Source organism: Brachybacterium sp. GPGPB12 (assembly GCF_038396325.1).
Classification (GTDB): Bacteria; Actinomycetota; Actinomycetes; order Actinomycetales; family Dermabacteraceae; genus Brachybacterium; species Brachybacterium conglomeratum.
In genome coordinates this window covers 2,855,914-2,876,209 of the sequence record NZ_CP149573.1, presented here as the reverse complement: position 1 = coordinate 2,876,209, position 20,296 = coordinate 2,855,914, and the positions used below count along the sequence as shown (strand labels likewise).

General features: G+C 73.6%; 21 protein-coding genes and 7 pseudogenes. 21 read left to right on the top strand and 7 right to left on the bottom strand.

Translation table 11 applies throughout. The annotated features are described in order from the left end of the window. Positions 1–31: 31 nt before the first annotated feature. Both WKH84_RS16770 and WKH84_RS16765 read left to right on the top strand, forming a co-directional pair. A complete protein-coding gene (locus tag WKH84_RS16770) occupies positions 32–199 on the top strand; it encodes a hypothetical protein (RefSeq protein WP_341854477.1) in 168 nt (55 codons plus the stop codon). Then, positions 196–1,083: pseudogene (locus WKH84_RS16765) on the top strand (prenyltransferase). The gene WKH84_RS16770 and the pseudogene WKH84_RS16765 overlap by 4 nt, the downstream one beginning before the upstream one ends. Positions 1,084–1,182: 99 nt before the next feature. Here WKH84_RS16765 and WKH84_RS16760 read toward each other — a convergent pair. Beyond that, the gene (locus WKH84_RS16760) at positions 1,183–2,331 is read right to left on the bottom strand and encodes a nucleoside transporter C-terminal domain-containing protein (RefSeq protein ID WP_341854476.1); all 1,149 of its coding nucleotides are present in this window, start codon (positions 2,329–2,331) and stop codon (positions 1,183–1,185) included. Beyond that, positions 2,319–2,615, bottom strand: coding sequence for a Na+ dependent nucleoside transporter N-terminal domain-containing protein (locus WKH84_RS16755; RefSeq protein ID WP_341854475.1), 297 nt, complete (start codon positions 2,613–2,615; stop codon positions 2,319–2,321). The genes WKH84_RS16760 and WKH84_RS16755 overlap by 13 nt, the downstream gene beginning before the upstream one ends. Positions 2,616–2,694: 79 nt before the next feature. Between WKH84_RS16755 and WKH84_RS16750 the strand changes: the two genes are divergently transcribed. From WKH84_RS16750 to WKH84_RS16715, 8 genes and pseudogenes are all read left to right on the top strand, one after another. Continuing rightward, entirely contained in the window at positions 2,695–3,222 is a 528-nt protein-coding gene (locus WKH84_RS16750) for a MarR family transcriptional regulator (protein WP_341854474.1), read from the top strand. A gap of 75 nt (positions 3,223–3,297) precedes the next feature. After that, positions 3,298–3,603 (top strand): annotated as a pseudogene (locus WKH84_RS16745) (iron ABC transporter permease); the annotation flags it as partial. A gap of 55 nt (positions 3,604–3,658) precedes the next feature. After that, complete coding sequence (locus WKH84_RS16740; protein WP_341854473.1) at positions 3,659–4,447, top strand: iron ABC transporter permease; 789 nt, start codon at positions 3,659–3,661, stop codon at positions 4,445–4,447. Between the two features lie 157 nt (positions 4,448–4,604). Continuing rightward, a complete protein-coding gene (locus tag WKH84_RS16735) occupies positions 4,605–5,015 on the top strand; it encodes a hypothetical protein (protein WP_341854472.1) in 411 nt (136 codons plus the stop codon). A gap of 11 nt (positions 5,016–5,026) precedes the next feature. Beyond that, a pseudogene (locus tag WKH84_RS16730) lies at positions 5,027–5,434 on the top strand (ABC transporter substrate-binding protein); the annotation flags it as partial. Between the two features lie 163 nt (positions 5,435–5,597). Continuing rightward, on the top strand, positions 5,598–5,861 hold the full coding sequence (locus WKH84_RS16725; RefSeq protein WP_341856934.1) for an ATP-binding cassette domain-containing protein: 264 nt from the start codon (positions 5,598–5,600) through the stop codon (positions 5,859–5,861). Continuing rightward, complete coding sequence (locus WKH84_RS16720) at positions 5,777–6,409, top strand: ABC transporter ATP-binding protein (RefSeq protein ID WP_341856933.1); 633 nt, start codon at positions 5,777–5,779, stop codon at positions 6,407–6,409. The genes WKH84_RS16725 and WKH84_RS16720 overlap by 85 nt, the downstream gene beginning before the upstream one ends. Before the next feature lie 81 nt (positions 6,410–6,490). Then, complete coding sequence (locus WKH84_RS16715) at positions 6,491–7,225, top strand: class I SAM-dependent methyltransferase (protein ID WP_341854471.1); 735 nt, start codon at positions 6,491–6,493, stop codon at positions 7,223–7,225. Positions 7,226–7,329: 104 nt separating this feature from the next. On the opposite strand, the gene WKH84_RS16710 is transcribed toward WKH84_RS16715, so the two are convergent. After that, positions 7,330–7,944: a hypothetical protein gene (locus WKH84_RS16710; protein WP_341854470.1), complete on the bottom strand. Its 615-nt coding sequence runs from the start codon at positions 7,942–7,944 to the stop codon at positions 7,330–7,332. A 459-nt stretch (positions 7,945–8,403) separates the two neighbouring features. Beyond that, positions 8,404–8,889, bottom strand: coding sequence for a pyridoxamine 5'-phosphate oxidase family protein (locus WKH84_RS16705; RefSeq protein ID WP_010550703.1), 486 nt, complete (start codon positions 8,887–8,889; stop codon positions 8,404–8,406). A 269-nt stretch (positions 8,890–9,158) separates the two neighbouring features. Between WKH84_RS16705 and WKH84_RS16700 the strand changes: the two are divergent. The 5 genes and pseudogenes from WKH84_RS16700 to WKH84_RS16680 form a co-directional block, all read left to right on the top strand. After that, positions 9,159–9,734 (top strand): annotated as a pseudogene (locus WKH84_RS16700) (pyridoxal-phosphate dependent enzyme); the annotation flags it as partial. A gap of 47 nt (positions 9,735–9,781) precedes the next feature. Then, positions 9,782–10,042, top strand: a pseudogene (locus WKH84_RS16695) (2,3-diaminopropionate biosynthesis protein SbnA); the annotation flags it as partial. 12 nt (positions 10,043–10,054) lie between these two features. Further along, positions 10,055–10,225: a hypothetical protein gene (locus tag WKH84_RS16690; protein WP_341857034.1), complete on the top strand. Its 171-nt coding sequence runs from the start codon at positions 10,055–10,057 to the stop codon at positions 10,223–10,225. Then, positions 10,218–12,143 (top strand): FAD/NAD(P)-binding protein, encoded by a 1,926-nt coding sequence (locus WKH84_RS16685; RefSeq protein WP_341854469.1) that lies wholly within the window; start codon positions 10,218–10,220, stop codon positions 12,141–12,143. Before WKH84_RS16690 ends, WKH84_RS16685 begins: the two co-directional genes overlap by 8 nt. Continuing rightward, positions 12,101–13,501 (top strand): Y4yA family PLP-dependent enzyme, encoded by a 1,401-nt coding sequence (locus tag WKH84_RS16680; protein ID WP_341854468.1) that lies wholly within the window; start codon positions 12,101–12,103, stop codon positions 13,499–13,501. The genes WKH84_RS16685 and WKH84_RS16680 overlap by 43 nt, the downstream gene beginning before the upstream one ends. 124 nt (positions 13,502–13,625) lie before the next feature. Here WKH84_RS16680 and WKH84_RS16675 read toward each other — a convergent pair whose 3' ends face one another. Then, entirely contained in the window at positions 13,626–14,156 is a 531-nt protein-coding gene (locus WKH84_RS16675; protein ID WP_341854467.1) for a hypothetical protein, read from the bottom strand. 179 nt (positions 14,157–14,335) lie between these two features. Beyond that, positions 14,336–14,392 (bottom strand): annotated as a pseudogene (locus WKH84_RS16670) (hypothetical protein); the annotation flags it as partial. A 273-nt stretch (positions 14,393–14,665) separates the two neighbouring features. Here WKH84_RS16670 and WKH84_RS16665 point away from each other — a divergent pair. Further along, positions 14,666–15,675: pseudogene (locus WKH84_RS16665) on the top strand (zinc-dependent alcohol dehydrogenase family protein); the annotation flags it as partial. A gap of 88 nt (positions 15,676–15,763) precedes the next feature. On the opposite strand, the gene WKH84_RS16660 reads toward WKH84_RS16665, so the two are convergent. Beyond that, positions 15,764–16,822 carry an NAD(P)/FAD-dependent oxidoreductase gene (locus tag WKH84_RS16660; protein ID WP_341854466.1) on the bottom strand — a complete coding sequence of 353 codons (1,059 nt, stop codon included), beginning with the start codon at positions 16,820–16,822 and terminating at the stop codon, positions 15,764–15,766. Between the two features lie 92 nt (positions 16,823–16,914). On the opposite strand from WKH84_RS16660, the gene WKH84_RS16655 reads away from it, so the two are divergent. The 5 genes from WKH84_RS16655 to rpmB all read left to right on the top strand — a co-directional run bounded on the left by WKH84_RS16655 (position 16,915) and on the right by rpmB (position 20,294). After that, positions 16,915–17,493: an XRE family transcriptional regulator gene (locus WKH84_RS16655; RefSeq protein ID WP_341854465.1), complete on the top strand. Its 579-nt coding sequence runs from the start codon at positions 16,915–16,917 to the stop codon at positions 17,491–17,493. Between the two features lie 350 nt (positions 17,494–17,843). Then, positions 17,844–18,089 carry a 50S ribosomal protein L31 gene (locus WKH84_RS16650; protein ID WP_263312104.1) on the top strand — a complete coding sequence of 82 codons (246 nt, stop codon included), beginning with the start codon at positions 17,844–17,846 and terminating at the stop codon, positions 18,087–18,089. A gap of 132 nt (positions 18,090–18,221) precedes the next feature. Beyond that, positions 18,222–18,494, top strand: a complete 273-nt coding sequence (locus tag WKH84_RS16645; protein WP_341854464.1) for a type B 50S ribosomal protein L31 — start codon at positions 18,222–18,224, stop codon at positions 18,492–18,494. Between the two features lie 300 nt (positions 18,495–18,794). Further along, positions 18,795–20,024, top strand: coding sequence for a PrsW family intramembrane metalloprotease (locus WKH84_RS16640; RefSeq protein ID WP_341854463.1), 1,230 nt, complete (start codon positions 18,795–18,797; stop codon positions 20,022–20,024). 84 nt (positions 20,025–20,108) lie between these two features. Then, positions 20,109–20,294: a 50S ribosomal protein L28 gene (gene rpmB, locus WKH84_RS16635; RefSeq protein ID WP_263312100.1), complete on the top strand. Its 186-nt coding sequence runs from the start codon at positions 20,109–20,111 to the stop codon at positions 20,292–20,294. The last annotated feature ends 2 nt before the right edge of the window (positions 20,295–20,296 follow it).

Sequence of the window (20,296 nt, the reverse complement as noted above, 5' to 3'; positions counted from 1 at the left end):
ACTGTCGCGGCGGCCGCTGGCGCTCACGATCGTGTTCGACTCGCTGATGATCGCGGCGGACCTGTTCCGCTACGCCGAGGAGGACCTGCTGGGCGTGCGGCTCCTGCTCACCCCGCTCGAGGACCTCGCCTGGCCGCTCGCGGCAGGGCTCCTGCTGCCCTCGCTGTGGCTGCTGCTGACCCCGCAGGAGGAACGATGAGCGTCCTGTCCGCCCCGCGCCCGGGCACGCTGTCCCAGCCGCTGGGCACCTCGCGCCCGCTGAGCTGGATCAACACCGCCTACCCCTTCGCCGCCGCCTACCTGCTGGCCGGCGGGGGCCTCGACGCGGCGCCGCTGGTGGGCACGGTGTTCTTCCTCGTCCCGTACAACCTGCTGATGTACGGGGTGAACGACGTCTTCGACCACGAGTCCGACCTGCGCAATCCCCGCAAGGGCGGGGTGGAGGGGATCGTGCTGGACCGGCGCGTCCACCGCACGACCCTGTGGGCGGCGGGCCTCGGCTCGCTGCCCTTCGTCGTGGCGCTGCTGGTGCTGGGCAGTCTCGCCTCCGGGGCGGTGCTTGCTGGTGGTGCTCGCCGCGGTGGTGGGGTACTCCGCCCCCGGGCTCCGGCTCAAGGAGCGGCCGGGGCTGGACTCGCTGACCTCCGCGATCCACTTCGTGGGCCCGGCGGCGTTCGGCCTGGTGCTGGCCGGCGGCCCGGTGGGCGCGACAGCCCTCGCCGCGCTGTCCGCGTTCCTGCTGTGGGGCATGGCCTCGCATGCCCTCGGCGCGGTGCAGGACATCCGGCCGGATCGCGAGGCGGGGATCGGCTCGATCGCGACCGTCCTGGGTGCGACGCGCACGGTGCGCCTGGTGCTGTGCCTCTATGCCGCGGCCGGCGCGCTGATGCTGGTCACGGGATGGCCGGCCGCGCTCGCGGGGCCGCTGGTGCGCCGTATCTCGCGAGCGCCTGGCCCTTCCGCTCCCTGTCCGATGCCGACTCGGAGCGCGCCCATGCCGCCTGGCGCCGATTCCTGCGCCTGAACCTGCTCAGCGGCTTCCTGCTCACGCGGCTCCTGCTCGTGATCGCGCTGACCGGCTGATCCGAGTCCGGCCAGGCACCGGCACAGCGTCGGCGTCGGCGTCGGCGTCGGCGTCGGCGTCGGCGTCGGCGCGGCATCGACGCCGACGGCCGACGGCGATCAGCCGAGCATGATCCCCGCGATCGTGGCGCTCATCAGGTTCGCGAGCGTGCCCGCGAGGATCGCCTTCAGGCCGAGTCGCGCGATCTCGGGGCGACGCTCGGGGGCGAGGCCGCCGAGGCCGCCCAGCAGGATCCCCAGCGAGGAGAGGTTCGCGAAGCCGGTGAGCGCGAAGCTCGTGATCGCGGCGGTCTTGGGGCTGAAGGTGTCGATCTCGGGGCCGAAGCCGGCGAAGGCCACGAACTCGTTGACCACGACCTTCTGCCCCACGAAGGCGCCCGAGGCGACGGCCTCGTCCAGCGGCACCCCGATCATCACCATGATCGGCGCGAACACCCAGCCGAGGATCTGCTGGAAGGTGAGGTCGTCGGCGCCGAACCAGCCGCCGACCGTGCCGATCAGCAGGTTGATCAGCGCGATCAGGGAGATGAAGGCGAGCGACATCGCGCCCACGGTCAGGGCGAGCCGCAGACCGTCAGCCGCTCCGCCGGCGGCGGCGTCGATAACGTTGCTGTAGGAGAGGGTGTCCTCCTCGTCGTCCTCCGCCGACGTCGCGGCCGACGAGGTGCCCCCGTTGGGCGCGGGCGCATCGGACGTCACGGCGGAGTCGACGGCGGTCGCGGAGATCGGCGCGGCCCCGTCGGCCGCGGCAGTGCCGACCCCCGCAACAGTGTCGTCGGTCGCGGCGGTTCCGTCGGCTGACGGCGCCATGGCCTTGCCCTTCCTGCGGGTGGTCGCGGCGACCAGCTCCGCCTCGCGGGCGACGGCCTCGGGATCGTCCTCGGGCAGGAGGATCTTGGCCATCAGCGGCGCACCGGGGGCGGCCATGAAGCTCGCGGCGATCAGGTACTCCAGCGGGGCGCCGAGCAGGGAGTAGCCCACCAGCACGGAGCCCGCGACGGTGGAGAGACCGCCCACCATCACCGCGAACAGGCCCGAGCGGGAGAGGTCGCCGAGATAGGGGCGGATGACCAGGGGCGCCTCGGTCTGCCCCAGGAAGATGTTCGCGGCCGTGTTCACGGACTCGCCGTAGCCGGTGCCGAGCGACCTGCCGAGGGCGCCGCCGAGCGGCTGGACGATCCACGGCAGGATCCGCCAGTGGTAGAGCACCGCGGTGAGCGAGGCGAAGAAGATGATCACCGGCGGCACCTGCGGCGCGAAGATCGTCCCTTCTCCCTCGGCCGGCAGCGCCCGCCGAAGAGGAAGGAGATCCCCTCGGAGGAGGTGTCGATGACTGCCTGGAATCCGGCGCTCATCTGCTGCAGCGCCCATCGGCCGGGGCCCCAGTACAGGACGATCGCCCCCAGCACGAGCTGCAGCGCGAAGGCTCCCACGACGGTGCGTGGGCGGATGGCACGGCGGTTGCTGGACAGGGCGAAGGCGATGAGCAGGAGGCCTGCCATCCCTCCGGTGCCCCAGAGGACGTCGAGCATCGCAGCACCTCGCAGAGAATCGGGGACAGGGGCGCGGTCGACGGCGACAGTGTAGGGGGCGCCCGGTACCGTGTCCGCCATGACCCCCGGCCGCCCCGCCCACGTGCGGACCTCCTCCGAGGTCCTCGACGACGAGCGACTGGTCGAGGAGCCGCGCGACCTGCTCGCCGAGGAGGACGGCTTCGGCGAGCTCGCCGCGCGCATGGCGCCGCTGGCCGACGAGCGTCGCCTGCGGATCCTGTTCTGCCTGCACGCCCATCCCCTGATCCGCGGCTCGGACCTCGCCCGGGCGATCGGGGCGCACGAGTCCACCACCTCGCACGCCCTCGCACTGCTGCGGGAGGCCGGGTGGGTGCACGCCGTGCGGACCGGGCGCGTGGTGCGCTACGAGCTGGCGAGCGGATTCGCCCACGACCTGCTGCACGAGCTCGGCTCCGGGCACCTCGACGACGTCGACCACCCGCACCACCGCGCGCACGACGGGCACCCCGGGCACGACGGGCACCCCGGGCACGACGAGCACCATGGCCACGACGGGCCCGATGGGCACCACGCGCACGGCGGACCGAGCGCGGACGACGGCTCCGGTCGGCGCACCGGCGCCTGACGCCGCACACCGCTCGGCGAGCCCGGGCAACCGCGGGCACGGCCCGCCCGGCCCCACGGCGACACTTGTAGGCTCGTGCAAGTGACGTCCTCTGCCCCTGCCTCGGCGACCTCGGCGAACGCCCCGGCCGGCACCTCGCAGGCCGCCCACCCCGGGACAGGCCGCGCTCCCGATGCGCTCGGGGTCCGCTCGCGCGCCCGACGCTCCGCGCCGCTCCTCGCCGTGCTGGCCCTCGCCAGCCTGGCGAGCATCGTGCTGTGCGTCGGGATCGGCCCGGTGCCGATCCCCTCAGGGACGACCCTGCAGGTCATCGCGCACCACCTGGGACTGCCCGTCCCCGCGGCCCGGGAGGCCTCGGTCGACTCGATCGTCTGGGACGTGCGCGTGCCGCGGGTGCTGATGGGGGCCGCCGTCGGCGCCTGCCTCGCGCTCTCCGGTGCGGCGCGCGCAGGCGATGGTCCGCAACATGCTCGCCGACCCATACATCCTCGGCGTCTCCGGCGGCGCCTCCACCGGGGCCGCGGCCGCGATCCTCTTCGGCGTCGGCGCGGCGCTGGGCGACTACGCGCAGTCGGTGCTCGCCTTCCTCGGCGCGCTCGGCGCGGCGCCGCTGGTGTTCCTCATCGCCCGGGCCGGCGGCCGTGTCACCTCGCTGCGCCTGCTTCTCTCCGGCGTCGCGGTCGGCTATGCGCTCACGGCGCTGACGAACCTGCTGATCTTCTCCTCCGACTCCGCCGAGGGCTCCCGCTCGGTGATGTTCTGGATGCTCGGCTCCCTCTCCCTCGCCCGATGGAACGCCTTCCTGTGGGTCGCACTCATCGCGGCGGTGCTCGGCGCGATCGTGCTCCTCGCGGGCGCCCGCGTGCTCGATGCGCTCAGCGCCGGCGACGAGATCGCCCACGGCCTCGGGATCCACCCCGACCGCGCCCGCATCGGCTTCCTGCTGGTCGTCTCGCTGTGCACCGCCGCCGCGGTCGCGGGCGCAGGATCGATCGGCTTCGTGGGCCTGGTGATCCCGCACCTCGCCCGCCGTCTCGTCGGTGCCCGCCACCGCGTGCTGATCCCCGCCTCCGCACTGCTGGGCGGGCTGTTCCTGCTGTGGGCCGATGCCTTCGCCCGCGTGGTCATGCGACCGCGCGAGCCGCCCATCGGCGTGCTCACCGCCGCGATAGGCGCCCCCTTCCTGCTGATCCTCGTGCGCCGGCTCCACGCCCGGCGGCGCTGACCCCTCTCCCCGCTCGAAGGAGCACGATGCCTCGCACGTCCCTCCCCCAGGCCGACGCCCTCGGGCCCGACGTGATCGGATCCGAGGTTGCGGAGCCCGGCTCCCCGGGCCCGTCGGCCACGGCCCCAGTTCCGCACCGCTGCGCCGCCGCACCCTGATGGCAGGTCTGTTCGGCGCCGTCGGCCTCACCGCCGCCTGCGGCTCCTCGGACGGGAGCACAGGGGACGGAGGCTCCGACGGCGGCGGCGGTTCGGCTGGGGGCTTCCCGCTCGAGCTCGCGAACTGCGAGGCGACGCTGACCTTCGACGCCCCGCCCGAGCGGATCGTGCTTGCTGGAGTCGGCGCCGGTGACGACGCTGGACGGCATCGGGGTGCTGGAGCGGGTGGTCTCGCGAGCCGGGGCCTTCCCGCCCGGTCGCTACGACGAGGACCTCGCCGCACGCATCGAGGCGATCCCGACGCTCAGCGACGAGATCGACGCCTCCGGTCATCTGCAGATCAACCAGGAGATGGTCATCGCGCAGGAGCCCGACATCGTCTTCGGCCTGCCGGACGGCGTCACGCGTGAGGCGATGGCGGATGCGGGCGCGCAGGTGGTGGTGCAGAACGTCTACTGCGCGACCGGCGGGCACCGCTCGAGCTTCGAGACGGCCGCGCGAGCAGATCGACGCCTACGGGCGGATCTTCGACCGCGGCGAGCAGGCCGAGCGACTCTCCACCTCCCTGCAGGAGCGGATCGATGCCGTCTCCGAGTCCGCGAAGGACCTCGCCGTCGCCACCGCCGCGGTGCTCTATCCCTCCGTGGGCGGCGGGCCTCTGTACGCCTACGGCGCCGCCTCGATGGTGACCGCGCGGCTGGACTCCCTCGGGATCGAGAACGTCTTCGCGGGCACCGCCGAGCGCGTGTTCGAGATCAGCGCCGAGCCGCTGCTGGCCGCCGACCCGGACGTGCTGATCGTGCTCCACCAGACCGATGGCGACGGCTCGGACGTCGCCGAGGAGATGATCTCCGAGGACCAGCTGGGCGACCTCCGCGCCGTGCAGGACCAGGCACTGCTTGCCGCTCGCTGTTCAACTTCGCCGAGCCCGCCTCCCCGCTGGTCGTCGACGGGCTCGAGCGGATCCACGAGTGGCTCGTGGAGCTCGAGGGATGACCGGGCCGGGGCTCGCCGCGCCCGTGCTGTCCGCGCACGGGCGCGCCCACTCCTACGGCGCCTCGCCCGTGCTCGACGGGATCGATCTCGAGGTGCACGACGGGGAGGTGCTCGGCCTCGTCGGCCCCAACGGCGCTGGGAAGACCACCGCGCGCGGATCCTGCACCGCTCGCTGGTGCCGGAGGCCGGGCAGGTGCTGCTGGACGGCCGCGATCTCGCCGAGTCGCCTGGCCGTGAGCGCGCCCGGTCGATCGCGGTGATGGCGCAGGAGCTCAGCGGCGAGGTGCCGCTGACCGTCGCCGATGTGGTGCCGCTGGGCAGGATCCCGCACTCCGGCGCGTTCGGAGGGACCGGCGAGGCGGACCTCGAGATCGCGACCGAGGCCCTGGAGAGCGCCGGCGCCCTGCACCTGGCGCGACGGGAGTTCAGCCTGCTCTCCGGAGGGGAGAAGCGGCGGGTGCTGATCGCCCGCGCCCTCGCCCAGCGACCCCGTGTCTTGCTGATGGACGAGCCGACGAACCACCTCGACATCGGCTCCCAGCACCATGTGCTCGAGGTGGTGCGCGCCCGGGGTCTCGCGACCGTGGTGGTCTCGCACGACCTGAACCTCGCCGCCCGCTACTGCGACCGCGTGACCGTGCTGGACGGGGGCCGGGCGCGCGCCGAGGGCCCGCCCGCCGAGGCGCTCGAGGTGGGGCTCGTCGGCGCGACCTATGCCGTCGCCGCCGAACGGGCTCTCGCCGCCGACGGCACCACCCAGTTCCTCTTCCGCGGCCCGGACGACGCCGCGGGCGACGGCCACCGCTGACCCGTCGGCCCCGCCTCTCCGACGACCACCGCCCTGCCCCCGGGGCGCCGCAGCTGCCCGACCACCCCTGGAGCCGCCCCGATGACCCGCACCGCCGCCGAGGACCAGCAGGCCTGGAACCGCTACTGGACCCGCTGGGCCGCCGAGTACGACGAGCACCAGCTCTCGCGCCTCTCCCTGCCCGGCGAGCGCGAGGCCTGGTCGCGGGCCTTCGGCGATACAGCGCCGCCCGGCACGCGCGAGGTGCTCGACCTCGGCACGGGCAGCGGGAACGTCGCCCTGCTCCTCGCGGCCGACGGATACGACGTCACCGGCATCGACCTCTCCTCCGGGATGCTCGCGCAGGCGCGCGCGAAGGTCGAGAGCCATCCGCACCCTCCGACCTTCCTGGAGGCCGACGCCGCGGATCCGCCGTTCCCGCGCGGCGGCATGGATGCGATCGTCTCCCGCTATCTGCTGTGGACGCCGCTGGACGCCCCCACGGCGCCGCGGCGCTGGCACGAGCCGCTGCGCCCGGGCGGCGTGCTGGTCGCGGTCGACGGGCAGTGGTTCGAGCCCGAGGACGACGGGGGTGCGGCGTCAGCGACCGCGCGCCAGGAGCACTTCGCCGAGGCCTACGACAAGGCGGCCGTTGACCACCTCGACTTCGCCCGCGCCGGGGTGGAGCGGATCTGCACGGTCTGGGAGGAGGCGGGCTTCGTCGACGTGCGCGCGGACCCGCTGCCCGAGCCGCTGGAGCTCGACCGCACCCACGGCGTGGCACCTGGGCACTCCCCGCAGCCGCTGCACCGCTTCTCCGCGCGCCGAGCAGGCTGAGCACCGCTCACGCGATTCCGGACCCCGAACGACATCGTTCACCAGCCACCACTCTGTGCCACTCACCTTGATGCTCTGCCCGTCGGGGATCAGTCCGCCGGGGATCAGTCCGCCTGCGGGCGATCGAGACAGACCACGCGGAGGGAGTCCGGGGACCAGCAGTGCCCGCCCGCGGTCCCCAGCACACCGTGGAGACGGGCGAGATCGCGCCCTCCCGACCCGTCGACCGCACACAGCCGCAGGAGCGGGTCGGCACCGCCGGCACCCTCCTCCCCCGAAGGGTGGCTGACATAGGCGACCAGCCGTCCGTCCGGGGAGACCTGCGGGAAGCGGTTCACGCGCTCGTCGTGGGTGAGCCGCTCGATCCCGGTGCCGTCGGGTCGCATGCGGAACAGCCGCGCATGTCCCGGCACGGCGGGGTCGCTCTCCGCGTCGACGACGACCCAGCCGCCGCCGTGCGCGGCGCCCGGCGGGTCAGGGGCCGCTCCGCGATCGCGACCGCGGTCGGTCGGAGCGGCCGGGCCCCCTCCGGTGCCGGGGACGCGGACGACCCGCGGGGGGATCCAGGTGCCGTCCGCGAGCCGGCACGCGCCGACGCGGGTGAGGACGACCTCGTCGAGCCCGCCCCCTGCGGCCCCGGTCGCTCCGGCGACGGGGTCCGCCGGGGCCGGGGCGGGGCCGAGCCGCGCGGCTCCCCTCCCCCGACGGGGATGCCCCACTGCGTGCCGCCTGCGTTCACGATCAACGTCTCTCCCCCGCCGGGCCAGCTCACGGACTCGATGAGCGGCTCGAAGGACTCGTAGACGACGGTGGCGCGGCCGGTCTCGACGTCGAGCACCCGGAGCCGGGAGCGTCGGCCCGGAACCCGGGACGAGGGGACCGGGTGTCGCGCCTCATGGCCGGGACTCGCCGGGCCATGCGTCGACGCCATGCCGTCCGAGCCATCAGCCATGGCGCCCCCCTCGTCGTCGAGCCTGAAGGCCCGCATGCTATGCCCGGCCCCGGGGACGAGAGCAGGGATCCGACCGGTCGGACCGGCGGGGCGTTCACCGCTCGGGCTCCCGTCGGTCGAGCGCGGACCGCCCGATGGCTCAGGGTGGGGCCGCCCGGGTCGAACACCCCGCCGCCCCTGTCGACACCTCCCGCTCCGAGGACGCCACGGCTCGGGCTCTCAGCGCTCAGAGATCTGTGGTCGCGGTGCCGCCGGCAGGTCGGTCACCGGTCAGTCGCGCCCTCACGATCTGTGCGACCGCGGCGACCTTCCCACCCGGCACGCCCCAGTACTGCGCGGAGTCCCCGGAGAACCGCAGCAGGCCCAGGTTCTCGTCCTCGGGCCCTTCCGGGAAGTAGGCCTCGGCCGCATCGGTCCAGAGAGCCCGGATCCGAGCGCGGTCGTCCTCGAAAACGGCCTTCCCGGCCACCGAGAGCCAGGTCCCTCCCTCTGCCACCGCGAGGTTCACGGCCGATCCCTGCCTCAGCGCCTCGGCATGCCCGCTGTCGAGGCCCACGAAGAACAGCACGTCCACGTCGTCACTCACCTCCTGGATCGTCATCGGATGGGAGACCAGCGCACCGTCCCGGAGCGCGGTGGTCAGCATGACCAGCTCCGTCCCTCGCAGGATGCGCACGACGTCGCTCTGTCCGAATTCCTCGATGCCGTTCATTGCGTTCCTTCCGTTCGTGGTGGTCGCGCCATCGCGGCCGTTCACCGCATGACGACTCGCGACCACTGCAACGTACCCATCTCCGCGGCGGGAGGAGAGATGCCGACCGTTCGGTTCCTCGCCGGCTCCTCGCGATACCGGTTCGTCGTGCGTCCCGCCACCGCTCCGAGCTGGGTCGATGCAGTGTCCGGGGTGTGCCGCCCGATCCGGTGGAGCGCACCTGGCCGAAAGAGCGCTCGGTCGGTGCGAGGTGCCGTAACGTGCAGTGAATGAGCACCACACTCGAAGGCTCCGGCGCGTGGCGCCCTCAGACGACGGGCCGCGAGTCGATCGCGGTCGGGGTCTCCGCCGCGATCGGCCGCACGCCGCTGGTCCGCCTGGACCGGCTCTTCCCGGAGTCCGGCATCGAGATCCTCGCCAAGCTGGAATCCGCCAATCCGGGAGGCGGCACCAAGGACCGGCCTGCGCTGGCGATGGTGCGCGATGCCATGGCCTCGGGCAGACTGCGCCCAGGCGGCACGGTCGTCGAGTCCAGCTCGGGGAATCTCGGTGTGGCCCTGGCGCGAGTGTGCCTGGAGCACGCTGTGCGCTTCGTCTGCGTGGTCGACTCGCGCACGAACGGAACCGCCGTCGCGGCGATCCGGGCCCTCGGAGGACGCATCGAGATGGTGACGGACCCCGATCCGGAGACCGGCGACCTCCTCACAGCTCGACTGCGTCGCGTCGAACGACTCCTCTCGGAGATCCCGGGGGCCGTGAACCTCCACCAGTACGGCAACCCTGCGAACCCGGCCGCCCATGAGGACGGGACCATGCGGGAGATCGCCGAAGCCACCGGTCACCGGCTCGACGTGCTGATGGCCGCGGTGAGCACCACCGGCACCCTCGCCGGATGCGCGCCTACCTCCGACGCACCTCGATGGACACGACCACGGTCGCCGTGGACGCGGAAGGGAGCGTGCTGTTCGGAGGGACCGCGACCCCTCGCCCTCTGCCCGGTCTCGGCGCCGGAGTGGTCACGGACATCTCCCGCACGGTCGACCCGGATCGAGTCATCCGCGTCAGCGGGCTCGACTGCGTGGTCGGCGCGCGACTTCTCGCCGAGCGCGAGGGCATCCTCGCCGGCGCCTCGACGGGAGGCATCGTGCACGCGCTGGGAACCCTCGTGTCGGACCTCGCCCCTGGGAGCCGGGTCGCCCTGATCGTCCACGACAGCGGCGTCCCCTACCTCGGCACCGTCTACGACGACAGCTGGGTGCGCACGACGCCGCACGCCGGTCCCTCCGACGTCGCCACCGCGACCACGGCCCTGCGGACCCTCGCCCGCCGTGGTTGATCGCGCTCCGGAGAGCGGTCAGCCGCTCTCCCTGGCCGTCGTCGGCGACGGCCCCAAGGCGCTGTTCGCGCTCGAGGAGCTGTGCGCCCAGCTCAGCGACGCCGCATGCCACGACTCCCTCCGAGCCCTCGAGATCACCGTGGTCGCCCCGGGGCCGGTCGAGGGGACCGGCGCCGCCTATGACGTCACCCAACCGCACTCCCTGCGACTCAACGTCGACGCCGCTCTGCTGGACGTCCCGGCGACCGGGACGAGCCCGTCGTTCCGCGACTGGGTCGCCGCAGTTCATCCCACCCTCGTCTCCGCGACCTACCCGCCGCGCGCCGTGGTCGGCGAGTACCTCCATGCGCGGTGGCGCCGGGTGCTGGCGGACATGGCCCGGACCGGGGTGACGGCGAGGACCGTGAGCGATCGCGCGGTGTCGCTCCGGCGCACGGCCGGGGCTTGGGAGATCGTGACCGCGAGCCACGGCGCGCTCCCGCCGGTGGAGGAGATCCTGCTCGCCACCGGACATGCCGCGGAACACTCCGGTGCCCTGGCCCGCACCTGGTCCTCGACCATCCCGCGTCCGGCGGTGCCGCCCGCCGCGGAGATGCTGGGTTCTCATGACGTCCCGCCCGGCGCGCGGGTGGCGCCGCGCGGCGGCGCCCTGACGTTCATCGACGCCGCCCTCGTGCTCACCCTCGAGCGCGGAGGGCGCTTCACCCCGCGCGCCGACGGCGTCCCCGGCCTCCTCCACCGGCGCGGCTCCGAGGAGCCGCTGGTCCTCCTGCCCACGGCGCGCCACGGCCGCCTCCTGGACGCGAAGCCCGACCCTCGGCTCCCCCTGCCGGCCGGGGTGAGCCGTGCCGTCGCCGAGGGAGCTCGACGACTGGGCTCCACCGAACGGACCGACGTCGGCCCCGACGCCGTGATCGACCTCGTCCTGGACGTCGCCACGGCCGCCCTCGTTGCGACGGGGACGGATCCCCACCTCGGGCGAGGGGCGGTCGAACGCGCACTGGCCTCGGGATCCGACCCGGATCTGCACCGCGGACCGGGCCACGCCGAGGACGCCCTGCGACGGAGCGTGGAGATCGGCCGAGGCGGACGGGCCCCCGGCCCCGCATGGATCCTCGGACGCGTCTGGGGAGGGCTCTACCGCCCCCTCACGCTCGCGGTCCGCGGTTCCGCGGCCCCCGCCGAGGAATGGGCTCGCTTCCGTCGGGCCTCCCAGGTGCTCGAGAGGTTCGCGTTCGGCCCTCCCCTCGAGGTCGCGGAGATGCTTGCTGGCCATGATCGGTTCCGGGGCGCTGGACCTCTCCTGGGTGGATGCCGGGACCCGGATCACGGCGTCGGGCATCGAGGGCGCCCCGCCCGGTCACGCCCCTCCGGACGTCGTGGTCGATGCCGTGCTGGCGCCGCCGGGGATCGTGGGGATCCTCGACCCGCTCTCGCGAGCATTGGTGGACCAGGGGCTGGTCGAGGTGCGACCGGCACGCCGCGGCGCGGCCGTGGACCACGACGGCACTGCGCTCGCCGCGGACCGTTCCGGCGGCCGGAGCCAGCGGCAGGAGGGCCTCGCCCTGCTCGGGCGCCCGACGGAGGACCACGTCATCGGACACGACACCCTGAACCGGCACCTCCACGACGAGCCGCGTCTCTGGGCGGCGCGGATCACCTCGAGACTGCGCCGCACCGACGCCGAGCCCTCGGCCCCTCCCCGACCGACCACGACCACCACCCCCGAGCGGAGAATCGGTTCGCGATGACCAGACCTGCCCCCTCTTCCTCGACCGCTGCGGACCCCACCGCCGATCATCCGCCCGGCGACACCGAGGCCCTGCGACGCCGCCGCGGCGGGCTCCCCCGCTCAGCGCCCGTCTCGAGCCGTGGATGCGAGAGCCGCTGGCGGATCGTGGAGCCTGCTCCGCACTGATCGAGGAGTACGGCGACCCGGTGAACGTCCACGAGTTCTCGGCCCTGGCCCGCAACGCCTCCGAGCTGGAGTCCGCGGCCGCCCGTCACGGCGTGCCGCTGAGGATCTTCGTCGCGCGCAAGGCGAACAAGACCCTGGGCCTGGTCGAGTCGGCGAGACGCGCCGGTCACGGGGTGGACGTCGGGAGCCACCGGGAGCTGTCCCAGGTGCTCGACCAGGGGTACGCGCCCGAGGACGTCGTGGTGACCGCGGCTGTGAAGCCACCGGAGCTGCTGCGCCTCGCCCGCGACACGGGTGTCGTGCTGGTGCTCGACAACCTCGACGAGGCCGAGGCTTTCCTGCAGGTCGCAGCGGAGAACACGACCGGTGGGCCGCAACCCGTCGCGCTCCGCCTCGCACCGTCCCCGGCCAGCGGCGTCGCCCCCACACGGTTCGGGGAGTCCGCGGCGACCTGGCGAAGACTGGGCCGATCACGCCCGGACCTCCGCCGCCGGCCTCAGGATCGACGGAGTCCATTTCCATCTCCACGGCTATGCCGCGCGCACCGCGCCCAGGCCCTCGACGAGGCGCTCCGTCTCAGCGATGCGCTCCGCGACCTCGGCCACGACCTTCGATTCATCGACATCGGCGGGGGCGTCCCGATGTCCTATCTCGACGACGCCGGTCAGTGGGACGCGTTCTGGACAGCGCACGATGCGTCGACGAGCGACCGCGTCGACACGGTCACGTGGCGCGGGGAGCCCCTGCGCCAGGTCTATCCGTACCACCAGGAACCGGTGCGCGGGGAATGGCTCGAACAGGTGCTGGGCACACGGCTCCCCACCGGGGAGACCGCGACCGTCGCGCTGAGGGAGCGGGGCCTGGAGCCGCGCTGCGAACCCGGCAGATCGCTGCTCGACGGATGCGGCATGACGCTGTCCCGCGTCGTGCGGCGCACCACGACGAGCGATGGGGTGCCGCTCGTCGGGCTCGAGATGAATCGGACCCAGTGCCGATCCACGTCGGACGACTTCCTCGTCGATCCGCCGCTGGTCCCCGGGGACGGTCCACGCTCTGCGCCGGCGCACGCGTTCCTCGTCGGGGCGTACTGCATCGAGGCGGAGCTGATCCTGCGTCGACGACTCGACTTCCCGGAGGGTGTCGCGATCGGTGACCTCCTCGCCTTCCCGAACACTGCCGGATACCTGATGCACATCCTCGAGAGCGCGTCCCACCAGATCCCGCTGGCCTCGAACGTCGTCCTCGGTCCCCGAGGCCCCCGCCGCGACGCCATCGACGCCGTCTCCCCACTGCGGCCATGGGCGCAGGAGTCCGCCCCCGCGGCCGAGCGGGCAACCGGATCCGCCGCGGCCGACTGACTCGTCACGCGACGCGGCTCAGCGGCCGGCCCGTGACTCCTCGCGCCGACCGCCGGGACGGATGCCGTACTCGCAGGTGAGCGCGGCGCTGACGCATGGAGCCTCGAGCGACCCACCTGGCGGGCTACGCCTCCTGCTCGTCCCGCGCAGGCCGCGGATCCTGCTCCGATGCCGCCCAGCTCGCGAGCAGGCGCGCCCGCTCGGCGCTGGTCGAGCCGGGCTCGGCGGTGTAGACGAGCATGACCCGGCCGGGCTCGGCGGTCACCGCCAGCTCCTCGTAGGCGAGCTCGACCTCTCCCACCACGGGGTGGACGAAGCGCTTGGTGCCGGAGCCGTGGGTGCGGACGTCGTGCGCGCCCCAGAGCCGCCGGAAGGTCTCCGAACAGGTGGACAGCTCTCCCACCAGCTCCTGCATCACGGGGTCGTGGGGATCGCGCCCGGCCTCGGCGCGCATGATCCCCACGCACATCTCGGCGAACCACTCCCAGTCCGGGTAGAAGTCGCGCGAGGCGGGATCGAGGAACTGGAAGCGGGCGAGGTTCGGCACCCGCCCGCCGGCCCCCTCCTCGCCCAGCAAGCGGCGAGTAGAAGGCGCGGCCCAGCGCGTTGACCGCGACCATGTTCTGGTGCTGATCGCGCACGAAGGCGATCGCACCGGTCAGCGAGTCCAACATCCAGCGGGTGCTCTCGCGCACGGGTGCGACCCCGCAGCCTGCGGGGTCTGCGGGCCCGGCCCGAGGTGGGGATCCCATCGGCCGCGCGGGCGAGGTCGAGCAGGTGACGCCGCTCGGTCTCGTCCATCCGCGCCGCAGTGGCGAGCGCGTCGAGCACCGCGGCGGAGGCGCCGGCGATCGCGCCACGCTCGAGCTTCGCGTAGTACTCGACGCTCACCCCGGCGAGCTCCGCGACCTCGCTGCGGCGCGCCCCGGCACGCGGCGGGCGCCCGCGGCGTGCGCCCCACCTCCTGCGGCGTCACCTTCGCACGGCGCGACATGAGGAACTCGCGCACCTCCGCTCTGTTGTCCATGGGGTCAGGGTAGGCCGCACCGCCCTGACGCGTCCCGTGCGAGGGGCGCCCTGTCGGTACACCCCCTGCCAGGGACTCCCCCACGCTCCGAGCAGGGCATGGAATGGACCGCGTCCCGATCAGAAGGAGAACACCCCATGCGCGCAGTCATCATGCACGCCCCCGGCGACGTCCGTGTCGAGGACCGCGAGGATCCGCGGATCATCGAGCCGACCGACGCCGTCATCCGCCTCGCCGCCACCTGCATCTGCGGCTCCGACCTCTGGCCCTACCGCGGCGCCGACGCCCCCGACCACCAGCACATGGGCCACGAGTACGTGGGCGTGGTCGAAGAGGTCGGCTCCGCGGTCGAGACCCTCGAGGTCGGCGACTTCGTGGTCGGCTCCTTCGTGATCTCCTGCGGGAAGTGCGAGATCTGCCGCGAGGGCCATCCCTCCCGCGCGTGCACGCGATCTTCGTGGACGGGCAGATCGGCACCCAGGCCGAGAGGGCCCGGATCCCCTTCGCCGACGGCACCCTGGTCAAGACCCCCGGCATGCCCGACCCGGAGCTGATCCCCTCGCTGCTGGCCGCCTCCGACGTGCTGGGCACCGGCTGGTTCGCGGCCGACGCCGCCGGCGCCGGCCCGGGCCGGACCGTCGCCGTGGTCGGCGACGGCGCGGTGGGCCTGATGGGCGTGCTGGCCGCCCGGCAGATGGGCGCCGAGCGGATCATCGTCTTCAGCCGCCACCCCGAGCGGCAGGCCCTGGCCCGCGAGTACGGCGCCACCGACATCATCGAGGCCCGCGGCGACGAGGGCGTCGCGGCGCTGAAGGAGCTCACCGGCGGGCTCGGCGCGCACTCCACGATCGAGGCCGTCGCCACCCAGGAGTCGATGATGCAGGCGATTCGCGCTACGCGTCCCGGCGGCGCGGTGGGCTTCGTGGGCGTCTCCCACGACGTGCAGATCCCCGGGGACGAGCTGTTCTTCTCCGCGGTCCGTCTCCACGGCGGGCCCGCCCCGGTGCGCCGCTACCTGCCCGAGCTGATCGACCTGATCTGGCGTCGCGAGATCGATCCGGGGAAGGTCTTCGACCTCACGCTCCCTCTGGAGGACGCGGCCGAGGGCTACGCCGCGATGGACGAGCGCCGCGCGACGAAGGTGCTTGCTCACGCTCTGAGCGGCAGGGGGCCAGGCGCGGCGACGGGACGGCCTCCCGTCGCCGCTCCATGCCGTCACGCCGCGGCCGGCGCCCTCAGCCCTGCAGGACGAGCGCGGCGACCGCCGCGTCGGCGTCGGCAATGACGAGCGCGCCGTGCAGCTGCGCGCCGGCGAGCGCCCCGGCCGCGGCGGACGCCCCGACCTGCGCGGTGGGGTCCGCGGCGTTCCCGGCGACCCACACGCCGGGCACCTCGGTGGTGCCGGCCTGGCCGGTGGCGACCTTCTGCCCCATCCCGGCGGGCGGCTCCTCGAGGGCGAGCCCGAGGCCGTCCAGCCCGTCCAGGCGCGGGGTCATCCGGGTGCCGGCCGCGAGCACGGAGCGCGCGACCACCTCGCCGCCCGCGAGGCGGACCCCGGCGATCCCGCCGTCGGGCCCGGCGAGGACCTCCTGGATCGCGGTCTCGTGCACGGTGACGCCGAGCGCGGCGAAGCGCTCGCGGGCGGCGGGATCGAACTCCACATCTGCGGCGAAGACCTCGACGTCCTCGCTCAGCGCACGGAACATCAGGGCGAGATGCGCATGGGCGCTCTGGCGCACGATCACGCCGATCGCCTGGTCGCGCACCTCGTAGCCGTGGCAGAAGGGGCAGTGGACGAGGTCATGGCCCCAGTGCTCGGAGAGGCCGGGGATCTCCGGCGACTCGTCGCGTATGCCGGTGGCGACCAGGACCCGGCGGGCGGTGAGGGCGCGCCCGTCGGCCAGGGTGATCTCGAAGCGCAGATCGCCCTCGGCCGACGGGTCGACGGCGCGGGCGGAGGCGACCTCGCCGCGGATAGCGAGCCCTCCGTAGTGCCGCACCTCGGCCCGGCCGCGGGCGAGGTACTCCCCGGGCGCCGTGCCCTCGTTGCCGAGCAGGCCGTGGATCCCCTCGGCGGGGGCGTTGCGCGGGTGGCCTGCGTCGAGGACGACGACGCTGCGACGGGAGCGGGCGAGCATGAGCGCGCCGTTCAGCCCGGCGGCGCCCCCGCCGATCACGACGGCGTCGACGAGCGTCGCGGGCAGCGGGTCGGAGTGCGCCGGGTCGGCGGCGAGCGGGCTGGTCTCCGTCGGCTCGGGCCGGGTCGGGGCGGCGTGCTGGTCATGGTCGGTCATGGCGGGGTCCTCTCGGTCGGGTCTTCGCGCCCCTCGGCGGGGCGATGTCTCCACCCTGGACCGACTTGCCTTGGCTGCATACACTCTTGCTCATGTCGCAAGGAACGGCGGAGCTCGACGACCTGGTGCGCAAGAGGTCGCGTGCGCCGCGTCTCGCGCAGGGGCTGACGCTCGACGACCTCGCCGGCCGCACCCACCTCAGCGCCTCGACGCTCTCGCGGATCGAGAGCGGCGGGCGGCGCCTGGCCCTCGACCAGCTGGTGGACCTCTCGCGCGCCCTGGACACGAGCCTCGACGAGCTCGTGGCGGTGCAGGGCGAGCAGATCGTCTCGAACCCGGTGAAGGACCACGGCATGGACGCGCCGCGCTGGCAGATGCGCCGCGCTCCCGACACCGTGATCCTGCGCCGACGGGTCGTGGACCCGCCCCCGGATCCCGCACGGATGCGCGCCCACACCGGCCAGGAGTGGCTGGTGGTGCTCTCGGGGACGCTGATCCTGCGGCTCGGCACTCAGCGCCATCGCATCACCCAGGACCAGTCCGCCGAGTTCGACACCCTGGTCCCCCACGCCTTCGGCGCCGAGGGCGGTCCGGTCGACGTCTTGCTGATCGTGGATCGGGCCGCCGGGCGCGGCCACCACGACGAGGCGCGGGCCGACGGCAGGTCGTGACACACTGGGTGACGCACCCGCGGGAATAAACCCCTGGACATCCCCGTTGATGACCCCGTAGCGTGCAGAGCTCCGGACGACGGCCCCAGCCGTCGTCGGATGTGCGAGCCTCCCGGCCGGACCCGCCACGACGGCGGCGCCCCGGCCCTCGCACCGCGTGCGGCGCGAGCGACCCGCCCCAGCGGGCGCCGCGAGCACCCCGCCATGCCGCGCGCGGCATCGACAGCCCTGCGCAGCGGGACACGGATGCCTCGCTCCGCCCCGGCGGAGCCGCCGCACGCACACCCACCCGGCACCGTGCCGGGCACAGACATCACGTCGGCCGCGAGCCGACCTCGAAGGAGAACCACATGACCGACCACCGACAGGACCATCGACCTCAGCCCCATCTCGTCGTCTTCCGCGACCAGAGCGCCGGGCTGCGCTACCTCTCCCGCTCCACTCGCACCTCGGAGCACTCGACCACCTGGGAGGACGGGAACATCTACCCCGTCATCGAGGTGGACCTCTCCTCCGCCGCGCATCTGGAGCGCACCGGAGGCCGTGCCGTGCAGGAGGAGCAGTCCCGACGCACTCTCGTCGGCACCTCCGCCTGACTGCCCGCGGCGCCCGCCGCCCCGCGGCGACGGGCGCCGCGACCGGCCGCGATAGCCGGCCGGGCCACGCGGGAATACACGAACCCCCTGCGTCGTTGATCCTTCAGTCATCGACGCGGTGAGGAGAACGCCATGAAGAAGAACATCCACCCTCAGTACCGACCCGTCGTGTTCCGGGACCGGAGCGCCGGGGAATCCTTCCTGACCAACTCGACTCGCACCTCGGACAAGACCGTGAGCTGGGAGGATGGTCGGGAGTACCCCGTGATCGACGTCGAGGTCTCCTCGGCCTCGCATCCGTTCTGGACCGGTCGCGGCACCGTGCTGGACACCGCCGGGCGCGTCGAGCGCTTCCGTCGCCGCTACGGCGACAAGGTGTTGCCGGCGAGGACCGCGACCGCCTGAGAGCGCCTGCGCCGCCCCGACGGGCGGCGCACACGCACACGCTGAGAGCCGTGATCCGGCGCCGACGAGCGAGCTCGTCCGGCCCGGGTCACGGCTCTCGTCGTCGGCGGGACCGTGCGGCGGGACGCGCCGCCGGCGCCGGCTCGGCGTCGAAGCCATGCGCATCAGCACGACGACGACGTGACCCAGCAGACAATGCCGTTCCGTCCTCGCAGGCGCATACTGTCCTCGACGCCGCCGCGATGACGACGCCTCACCTCGGGTGAGCACGAGCGAGCCCGCCGGATGAAGGAGCGGGCGATGACCGCACAGTTCCCCGTCACACAGGACCCAGCACCTCGGACCCCGGCCCCGCACGCCCCGGCCCGCTACCCCTGGCACCTGCGCCTCTCCTGGCCGCTGGTGCTGGCGGGCGGGTCGCTCGGCTATGTCACGACCTTCGTGATCATGCTCCTCACCGGCAACCCGATCCTGCCGCCGACGGTCTCGCTGGTGGGCGCGGCGACGATCCCCGTGACCGTGCTGCTGCTCGCGCAGTCCACCCGCAGCGGCCCCGTCGTCCCCGGACGGATCGTGCTGGTCACGGTCGCGGCGAGCGGCCTGTTCGGCATCTGCGCGGCCGGCCTCGAGGAGCGGATCGCGGGCGCCGTGCTCGGCGGCGCCTCGATCCTGCTGGTCGGGGTGATCGAGGAGTCCGCGAAGCTCGTGGTGCCGCTGATCGTGCTCGCGCTCGCCCATCGCGCGACCCGCGGCGGCGGGCTCGTGATCGGCATCGCGGCCGGCACGGGCTTCGCGGTGCTCGAGACGATGGGCTACGGCTTCGGGGCGCCGCTGTCCAGGGGCGGCGGGCTCGGCGCACTCGATGCGACGCTCGTCGCGCGCGGGGTGCTGGTCCCGGCCGGGCACGTGGCCTGGACGGGCGCGGTGTGCGCGGCGCTGTGGTTCCTGGTCGAGACGCCTCATAAGGCCCGGGGGCGCTCGCCCTGGTGGTCGCCCTTCTCGGAGCGGTCGTCGCCGCACACGGCCTGGGACGCGACCGGCGACCCCGTCGCGCGGATCGTGGTGGCGGCGGTGAGCGTGGGCGCGGCTGCTCACCCTCGTGGTCCTCACCCACCGCAGCCACGCCCGACGCACCGTCACGGCGGCCCTGAGCACGCCCGCCGCCCCTCTCACACCCTGGCGTCCCGCTCCCCGAGCCAGGGTGCGAGGAGGTCCTCGGCGCCGAGCCACGGCGCGAGGCCTCGCGCCCACTCCTGCGGGGTGGGCGAGGTCGACCAGCTCGTGCTCGCGCACCCCGCCGGCCGCGACGACGAGGCGTCGCAGCGCGGAGGAGTCCTCGACGACCTCGTAGCGCAGGGCGAGGAGTCCCCCGGCGTCCAGGAGGAGGCTCGCCACCAGGGCGTCGCGCGGCACCTCGTCGAGCGCCGTGACGATCGCGACAGGGCGGGAATGCTGAGCCCCCGGGAGCGGTTGGGGGAGACGGGCTTCGAGGAGCGGCTCGCGGGCATGGGTTCTGCACTTCCTGCTTGACGATAACCATTCTCATTACTAGTATCGCTGCCCATGTCCCAGCGCTGTCAAGTCACCGGAGCGGTTCCCCGCTTCGGGTAGTCCGTGTCCCATTCGCACCGCCGCACCTCGCGGCGCTTCGACCCCGACGTGCAGACGAAGAGGTTCTTCGTTTCGTCGCTCGGTCGCACCGTGCGCCTGCGCGTCTCCACCCGGGGACTGCGCACCATCGACCGCCGCGGGATCGAGGCGGTCGTCGCCGAGATCCGCGCCCGCGGAGAGAAGATCTGAGA

Coding starts and splice junctions, on each gene's coding strand:
- WKH84_RS16755 (WP_341854475.1), bottom strand. CDS start 2,615: ATGCTCGACGTCCTCTGGGGCACCGGAGGGATGGCAGGCCTCCTGCTC.
- WKH84_RS16750 (WP_341854474.1), top strand. CDS start 2,695: ATGACCCCCGGCCGCCCCGCCCACGTGCGGACCTCCTCCGAGGTCCTC.
- WKH84_RS16735 (WP_341854472.1), top strand. CDS start 4,605: ATGGCAGGTCTGTTCGGCGCCGTCGGCCTCACCGCCGCCTGCGGCTCC.
- WKH84_RS16725 (WP_341856934.1), top strand. CDS start 5,598: ATGACCGGGCCGGGGCTCGCCGCGCCCGTGCTGTCCGCGCACGGGCGC.
- WKH84_RS16715 (WP_341854471.1), top strand. CDS start 6,491: ATGACCCGCACCGCCGCCGAGGACCAGCAGGCCTGGAACCGCTACTGG.
- WKH84_RS16705 (WP_010550703.1), bottom strand. CDS start 8,889: ATGAACGGCATCGAGGAATTCGGACAGAGCGACGTCGTGCGCATCCTG.
- WKH84_RS16680 (WP_341854468.1), top strand. CDS start 12,101: ATGCGAGAGCCGCTGGCGGATCGTGGAGCCTGCTCCGCACTGATCGAG.
- WKH84_RS16660 (WP_341854466.1), bottom strand. CDS start 16,822: ATGACCGACCATGACCAGCACGCCGCCCCGACCCGGCCCGAGCCGACG.
- WKH84_RS16655 (WP_341854465.1), top strand. CDS start 16,915: ATGTCGCAAGGAACGGCGGAGCTCGACGACCTGGTGCGCAAGAGGTCG.
- WKH84_RS16650 (WP_263312104.1), top strand. CDS start 17,844: ATGACCGACCACCGACAGGACCATCGACCTCAGCCCCATCTCGTCGTC.
- WKH84_RS16645 (WP_341854464.1), top strand. CDS start 18,222: ATGAAGAAGAACATCCACCCTCAGTACCGACCCGTCGTGTTCCGGGAC.
- WKH84_RS16640 (WP_341854463.1), top strand. CDS start 18,795: ATGACCGCACAGTTCCCCGTCACACAGGACCCAGCACCTCGGACCCCG.